At 70.6% G+C, this 6,772-nt stretch carries 5 protein-coding genes; 3 read left to right on the forward strand and 2 right to left on the reverse strand.

Annotated features, from left to right (window positions below):
• Nucleotides 1-355: 355 nt before the first annotated feature.
• Complete coding sequence (locus RBH18_RS42280) at nucleotides 356-1,084, reverse strand: hypothetical protein (RefSeq protein ID WP_306216152.1); 729 nt, start codon at nucleotides 1,082-1,084, stop codon at nucleotides 356-358.
• A 122-nt stretch (nucleotides 1,085-1,206) separates the two neighbouring features.
• On the opposite strand from RBH18_RS42280, the gene RBH18_RS42285 reads away from it, so the two are divergent.
• From RBH18_RS42285 to RBH18_RS42295, 3 genes are read left to right on the forward strand one after another with little or no spacing between them, the layout of a single operon-like run.
• The gene (locus tag RBH18_RS42285) at nucleotides 1,207-3,846 is read left to right on the forward strand and encodes a valine--tRNA ligase (protein ID WP_306216153.1); all 2,640 of its coding nucleotides are present in this window, start codon (nucleotides 1,207-1,209) and stop codon (nucleotides 3,844-3,846) included.
• 34 nt (nucleotides 3,847-3,880) lie between these two features.
• Nucleotides 3,881-5,206: a bifunctional folylpolyglutamate synthase/dihydrofolate synthase gene (locus tag RBH18_RS42290; RefSeq protein ID WP_306216155.1), complete on the forward strand. Its 1,326-nt coding sequence runs from the start codon at nucleotides 3,881-3,883 to the stop codon at nucleotides 5,204-5,206.
• On the forward strand, nucleotides 5,203-5,631 hold the full coding sequence (locus tag RBH18_RS42295) for a DUF4233 domain-containing protein (protein ID WP_306216156.1): 429 nt from the start codon (nucleotides 5,203-5,205) through the stop codon (nucleotides 5,629-5,631). Before RBH18_RS42290 ends, RBH18_RS42295 begins: the two co-directional genes overlap by 4 nt.
• A 276-nt stretch (nucleotides 5,632-5,907) precedes the next feature.
• Here RBH18_RS42295 and RBH18_RS42300 read toward each other — a convergent pair whose 3' ends face one another.
• Complete coding sequence (locus RBH18_RS42300; protein ID WP_306216157.1) at nucleotides 5,908-6,261, reverse strand: VOC family protein; 354 nt, start codon at nucleotides 6,259-6,261, stop codon at nucleotides 5,908-5,910.
• Nucleotides 6,262-6,772: the final 511 nt, after the last annotated feature.

A 6,772-nucleotide genomic window follows, 5' to 3' on the forward strand; every position in this document is an offset into this window, starting at 1 on the left:
GAAGCAACGCCCGTTCCTGAGCCTTTACAGGCTCGGGGACGGGCGTTTCTGCATTTCTACGCCACCTCATTCGTCACGCCGGCGGCGTTGGGCGGGGATGCAGATTGTGCCTTCTCGCGTTGTGCGGCAGTCAGAACTTTTGCACTCGGCCGTTTGCACTCGGGCGTGGAATTGCGTCCCTCGGAGTGTCCGTCGCTGCCGAACATTCGCCCGACCCCAGTGACCGGGGACGGGCGTTTCGTGTTTCTGAGCTCGGGTTGGGAGTGGCCGGTTCGCTCGAGCGGCGATGAAGCCGGCCGCTCCGGGGAGCGGCCGGTGAGGGGCTGGTCAGACTGCGGGTCTGAGCGGCGTCGCGTCAGTTGCGGGTCTGGGCGGCGTCGCGGATGGTCAGCAGAAGCTTGGCGGCGTCGGCCTCGGTGCGGCCCGGGAACATGGCGAGGGCGAGGCTGCCGTGGTCGGCCCAGCCGCAGACGGGCATGTCGGTGCCGTCCGTCTTGGTGGTGCCGCATTTCATCGTGCCGCCGAGGGCGCCGGGGTCGACGTCGTGGATGCCGGTGACGGCGCCCTGCTCGTCGTCGAGGATGCGGAGGGACGTGTCCAGGTCGCTTTCCGGGGTCCAGATGAGGGTGGTGCCGCCGAAGAAGAGGACGTTGTTCGGGGTGCCGTCGGAGTAGACGCCTCCGACGGCTTCGTCCAGGTCGACCTCGGCGGAGAGGGCCGTCTGCAGATAGTCGGCCGTCGAGCGCCCCTCCTCGGTGGTGTCCAGCTTGAGGGCGCCGACCTGGGGCGGCGCGACGAGTGTGGCGTCCTTCTGGCTGGCTATGCGCCATCCTGCGTACCCGATGACTGCTGCTCCGGCGAGAGTGACCGCCAGGAGGGAGCCGAGCACGATGGTCTTGGTCCGGGAGCGGGGGGTCTTCTCGGTCTCCTCGCTCTCGTCGCCGGCCGGCTCGGTGAGGGCGAACGGCAGCTCGGAGATCTCCATCGGCTCGGGCGACGGAGACGTCGAGGCGGGACTGGTCGCCGGGTCGGCGTGGGGCTCGGAGGCCGGGGACTCGGCGGGCAGGCCGGGACGGTCGGGCATCGCGCGAGCCTAGCAACAGTCGGCGACCCGCCGAAGGCGTTGTCCACAGGCCTCCCGAGCCTTGTCCACAGCCAGGGGCATCCGTTTGCAGGCATCCGCCGTCCGCTCCGTAAACTTGCCGCGTGACCGAAGCGACCGATACCCGCACCCCCGACAGCCGGCCCACCGGTGCCCTTTCCGCTCAGTACCAGCCGGGCGAGGTAGAGCAGCGGCGGTACGAGCAGTGGGTATCGCGTGGCTACTTCAAGGCCGACGAGACGAGTGACAAGCCGCCCTTCGCGATCGTGCTGCCGCCGCCCAACGTGACGGGTTCGCTGCACGTGGGCCACGCGCTCGACCACACGATCCAGGATGCGCTGAGCCGCCTGAAGCGGATGCAGGGCTTCGAGGTGTTGTGGCTGCCGGGCATGGACCACGCCGGCATCGCCACGCAGAATGTCGTCGAGCGGCAGCTGGCGGCGCAGAAGCTGTCCCGGCACGATCTGGGCCGGGAGAAGTTCGTCGAGCAGGTCTGGAAGTGGAAGGCCGAGTCCGGCGGCGCGATCCTGGGCCAGATGAAGCGGCTCGGCGACTCCGTGGACTGGAGCCGTGAGCGCTTCACCATGGACGAGGGCCTGTCGCGGGCCGTCCAGACGATCTTCAAGCGGCTGTACGACGACGAGCTCATCTATCGTGCCAACCGCATCATCAACTGGTGTCCCCGGTGCCTCACCGCGCTGAGCGACATCGAGGTGGACCACTCGGACGACGACGGCGAGCTGGTGTCGATCCGCTACGGCGAGGGTGACAACGCGATCGTCGTGGCGACTACCCGGGCCGAGACGATGCTGGGTGACACCGCGGTGGCCGTGCATCCCGACGACGAGCGCTACAAGCACCTGGTCGGCACCGAGGTCGAGCTGCCGCTGACAGGCCGGCGCATTCCGATCGTGGCCGACGAGCACGTCGACCCGGCGTTCGGGACCGGTGCGGTCAAGGTGACGCCGGCGCACGACCCCAACGACTTCGAGATCGGCCAGCGGCACGACCTGCCAAGCATCACGATCATGGATGAGCGGGCCGTGGTGACGGTGCCCGGGCCGTTCGAGGGGCTGGACCGCTACGAGGCCCGGCCGGCCGTGGTCGCCGCGCTGCGGGAGCAGGGGCGGATCGTCGCGGAGAAGCGGCCGTACGTGCACTCGGTCGGGCACTGCTCGCGGTGCAAGACGACGGTCGAGCCGCGGCTGTCGCTGCAGTGGTTCGTCAACACCACGCCGCTGGCCCAGGCGGCCGGCGACGCGGTGCGCGACGGCCGTGTGCGGATCGAGCCGCCGGAGCTCGCCAAGCGCTACTTCGCCTGGGTCGACAACATGCACGACTGGTGCATCTCGCGCCAGCTGTGGTGGGGACACCGCATCCCCGTCTGGTACGGGCCCAACGGCGAGATCGTCTGCGTCGGTCCGGACGAGGAGCCGCCGTCGGGCGAGGGCTGGAAGCAGGACGAGGACGTGCTCGACACGTGGTTCTCGTCGGGCCTCTGGCCGTTCTCGACGATGGGCTGGCCCGAGCAGACGGCGACCCTGAAGAAGTTCTATCCGACGTCGGTGCTCGTGACCGGCTACGACATCCTGTTCTTCTGGGTCGCCCGGATGATGATGTTCGGGCTCTACGCGATGGACGGCGTGCAGCCGTTCGACGTGGTCAACCTGCACGGCATGGTGCGCGACGGCCACGGCAAGAAGATGTCCAAGTCGTTCGGCAACGTCGTCGACCCGCTGGACTGGATCGAGCGCTACGGCGCCGACGCCACCCGCTTCACGCTGGCCCGCGGGGCCAACCCCGGCTCCGACGTGCCGATCAGCGAGGAGTGGTGCCAGGGCTCGCGCAACTTCGCCAACAAGCTGTGGAACGCGACCCGCTTCGCGCTGATGAACGGCGCCACCGTCGAGGGTGATCTGCCCGCCCCGAGCGAGCTGTCGACGATCGACAAGTGGGTGCTGTCCCGGCTGCAGCACGTCGTGGGCGAGGTCGACGAGCAGTTCGCCGCCTACGAGTACGCGAAGGTGTGCGACACCCTCTACCACTTCGCGTGGGACGACGTCTGCGACTGGTACCTCGAGCTGAGCAAGCCGGTGCTGGCGGGGACCGGCGCGGAGGCCGCCCGGACGCGGCGGGTGCTGGGTCACGTCCTCGATCAGCTGCTGCGGCTGCTGCACCCGGTGATGCCGTTCGTGACCGAGGAGCTGTGGACCGTACTGACCGGGGGTGAGACCGTGACGCGCGCGGCCTGGCCCGCGGTCGACGCAGCGCTGATCGACGACGCCGCGGAGGAGGAGCTGGCCGCGCTGCAGAAGGTCGTGACCGAGGTCCGCCGGTTCCGCTCGGACCAGGGGCTCAAGCCGAGCCAGCGGGTCAGCGCGGCCCTCACCGGCCTGGGCACCGCCGGCATCGACACGCACGAGCCGCTGATCCGCTCGCTGGCCCGGCTCGACGCGCCGGCCGAGGGCTTCACGGCCACGGCGACGCTGGCGATCACGGGCGGCGTGACGGTCGACCTCGACACCCGGGGGACGATCGACGTGGCCGCCGAGCGGGCACGCCTCGAGAAGGACCGGGCCGCGGCGGAGAAGGAAGCCGCCCAGTGCCGGGGCAAGCTCGGCAACGAGGCCTTCGTCGGCAAGGCCCCCGAGCACGTCGTGGCGAAGATCAAGGACCGGCTCGCCACGGCCGAGGCGGACCTGGAGAGAATTGCGGCGGCCCTGGAAGCGTTGCCCACGGCATGAGCACCTCACTACTTGAGCAGGGACGGGTGCGCGCATGAGCACGTACGAGGAGGTCGAGGCGGCGCTCAACGGGCGCGGCTTCACCCGCATGGCGTTCGACATGCAGAAGATCCGTGACCTGATGGACGTCCTGGGCACGCCGCAACGGGCGTACCCGTCGATTCATCTGACCGGCACCAACGGCAAGACCTCGACCGCCCGGATGATCGACAGCCTGCTGCGCGCGCACGGGCTGCACACCGGGCGCTACACCAGCCCCCACCTCGAAACGGTGCGCGAGCGGATCAGCCTCGACGGGGAGCCGGTGTCCGAGGAGCGGCTCGCCGCCACGTACGACGAGGTGGCCCCGCTCGCGGACCTGATCGACCAGCGGGCCGCCGAGCCGCTGACCTACTTCGACATGACGACGGCCATGGCGTACGCGACGTTCGCCGACGCGCCGGTGGACATCGCCGTCGTCGAGGTCGGGCTGGGCGGCGAGGAGGACGCCACCAACGTCATCGAGGCGGGCGTGTGCGTCATCACCCCGATCGGGCTGGACCACACCGAGTGGCTCGGCGACACGATCGAGGACATCGCCTGGGCCAAGGCCGGCATCATCCACAAGGGCGCCACCGTCATCACCGCGGTCCAGACCGAGGAGGCGATGCGGCCGCTGCTCGAGCGCACCGCCGAGATGGGCGCCACGCTGGCCCGGGAGGGCAGCGAGTTCGGCGTGATCCGGCGCGACCAGGCGGTCGGCGGTCAGGTGCTGACCCTGCAGGGCCTCGGCGGCGTGTACGACGAGGTGTTCCTGCCGCTCTTCGGCGCGCACCAGGCACAGAACGCCGCCCTCGCCCTCGCGGCGGTGGAGGCCTTCCTGGGCGCCGGGCCGAACAAGCAGCTGGAGCCCGACCTCGTACGCGAGGGCTTCGCCGGCGTCGACTCGCCCGGCCGGCTCGAACGTGTCCGCAGCGCCCCCACCATCCTGCTCGACGGCGCGCACAACCCGCACGGCATGGCGGCCACGGTCACGGCGCTGGAGGAGGAGTTCGCCTTCCGGCACCTGGTCGTGGTGGTCGCGGTCCTCGGCGACAAGGACGCCTCGGGGCTGCTCGAGCTGCTCGAGCCGCTGGCTGCCCGGATCGTGGTCACGCAGAACAGCTCGCCGCGCTCGATGCCGCTCAACGAGTTGTCCCAGCTGGCCTCGGACATCTTCGGCGAGGACCGGGTCACGGTGGCGCAGAGCATGCCGGACGCCATCGAGGAGGCGGTGGTTCTCGCGGAGGAGGACACCGACGGCGAGCTGAGCGGGGTCGGCGTACTGATCACGGGGTCCATCGTCACGGTGGCCGACGCCCGGAAGCTGCTCAAGAAATGACCACACCGGCGCGCGACGACCAGCCCGTGGACGACACGATCAACGGAGTACGCCGGTCGGGGCTGAAGAACCCCGCCGCGGCGGTGCGCGGGCTCGGGGCGGGGACACTGACGCTGGAGGCGATCGTTCTCCTCCTGGCAATCCAGCCGATCCGCGTCCTGGGCGGGCACCTCAGCGGCTGGGGCGTGGGCTCCGTCGTGGCGCTGGCCGTGCTGGCCGCGCTGCTGGCCGGCATGATGGGGCGCCCGTGGGGCTGGACCGCGGGGTCGGTCCTGCAGATCCTGCTGCTGGCCACCGTGTTCTTCCACTGGTCGCTGGGCGCGCTGGGGCTGATCTTCGGGGCGACCTGGCTTTACGCGTTGTACGTGCGCCGGGCGCTGTTGAAGGAGCCGCCTCCGCGCGAGGGGCCGCCGCCTACGGCGTGAACTCAGACGAACGGCCGCCGGGTTGCTCCGGCGGCCGCTTTGTTTGGTAGCGCTTTTCCGACAATTGCTCGGGTGCTCGGGTGCTCGGGTGCTCGGGTGCTCGGGTGCTCGGGTGCTCGGGTGCTCGGGTGCTCGGGTGCTCGGCGGGTCAGCGAGTCGAGTGCTTGTGGCTCTGTGATCTGCGCTGTGCTTGGGTGCGCGGCTTGGGCTGTCGGTGGCTCTGTTGTTCAAGTTGGGGTGTGGGCTGGGTGCTGGGCGCCGGCCGGGTGTGGGTGGTCAGCGGATGGCTCGCCATTGGGTGATGGCGATGTTGTGCTTGTCCGGGTCGAGGAAGGACGCTGCCCACAGCTCCAGCTTGTCGCCGCGGTTGACCGGGCGGGGGCCGTGGACGAACGTGATGCCCTTGCGCTTGAGCTCTTCGTAGACTGCTTCGACGTCGCCGACCTCGAGGTTCAGGTAGACCAGGCGGCCCATCGAGGTCAGGTCGTGCACCGCGCGGAGGACCAGGCGGGTTTCGCCGGAGGCCAGCACGGCGCTGCCCGGGCCGGCGTCGAGCTCGTAGAAGCCGAGCATCTCCTTGTAGAAGTCGATCGAGCGGGCGAGGTTCGTCACCAGGACGGTGATGCCCACGCCGTGGATCGCTCCGGCGGGGCCCGGGCGGGCGCTCGGGTACGCCGTGATCAGGTTGTCGGCCCGGTCCCCGGGCTCGAAGCCACCTTCCAGATCCGACCAGGGGCTGCTCGCTGCGCGGCCCGTGGGCGGCCGGCTCCAGGAGGCGCGGTCGGCGGGGGCCGGCGGGTTGCCGGGCGCGCGGTTGCCTGAGGGCTGGCTGCCGGGTGCGCGGTTGCCCGGCGACGCGTTGCCCGGGGCGCGGTTGGCGGAGAGCGGGTTGCCCGGGGTGCGCCGCGGGGGAGGCGGGGCGCTCTGGGCGCGGTCGGTCGGCGCTGGGCGGGTGTCCTCCGGGTTCGGTGCCGGGGGTGCAGGCGGGTTCTTTGACGAGACGGCTGCAGGCGGTTCCGCTGCGGGCGGCTGGGCGGATGCGAGCGGTTCCGCTGCGGGCGGCGGGGTGGATGCGAGCGGTTCCGCTGCGGGCGGCGGGGTGGATGCGAGCGGTTCTGCTGCGGGCGGTGGGGGTGCGTCG

It is taken from the genome of Actinoplanes oryzae (genome assembly GCF_030757795.1).
In the GTDB taxonomy this organism is placed as follows: Bacteria; Actinomycetota; Actinomycetes; order Mycobacteriales; family Micromonosporaceae; genus Actinoplanes.

Bases quoted from the DNA above. Each gene is read 5' to 3' on its own strand.
- RBH18_RS42280 (WP_306216152.1), bottom strand. From the start codon at position 1,084: ATGCCCGACCGTCCCGGCCTGCCCGCCGAGTCCCCGGCCTCCGAGCCC.
- RBH18_RS42290 (WP_306216155.1), top strand. From the start codon at position 3,881: ATGAGCACGTACGAGGAGGTCGAGGCGGCGCTCAACGGGCGCGGCTTC.
- RBH18_RS42295 (WP_306216156.1), top strand. From the start codon at position 5,203: ATGACCACACCGGCGCGCGACGACCAGCCCGTGGACGACACGATCAAC.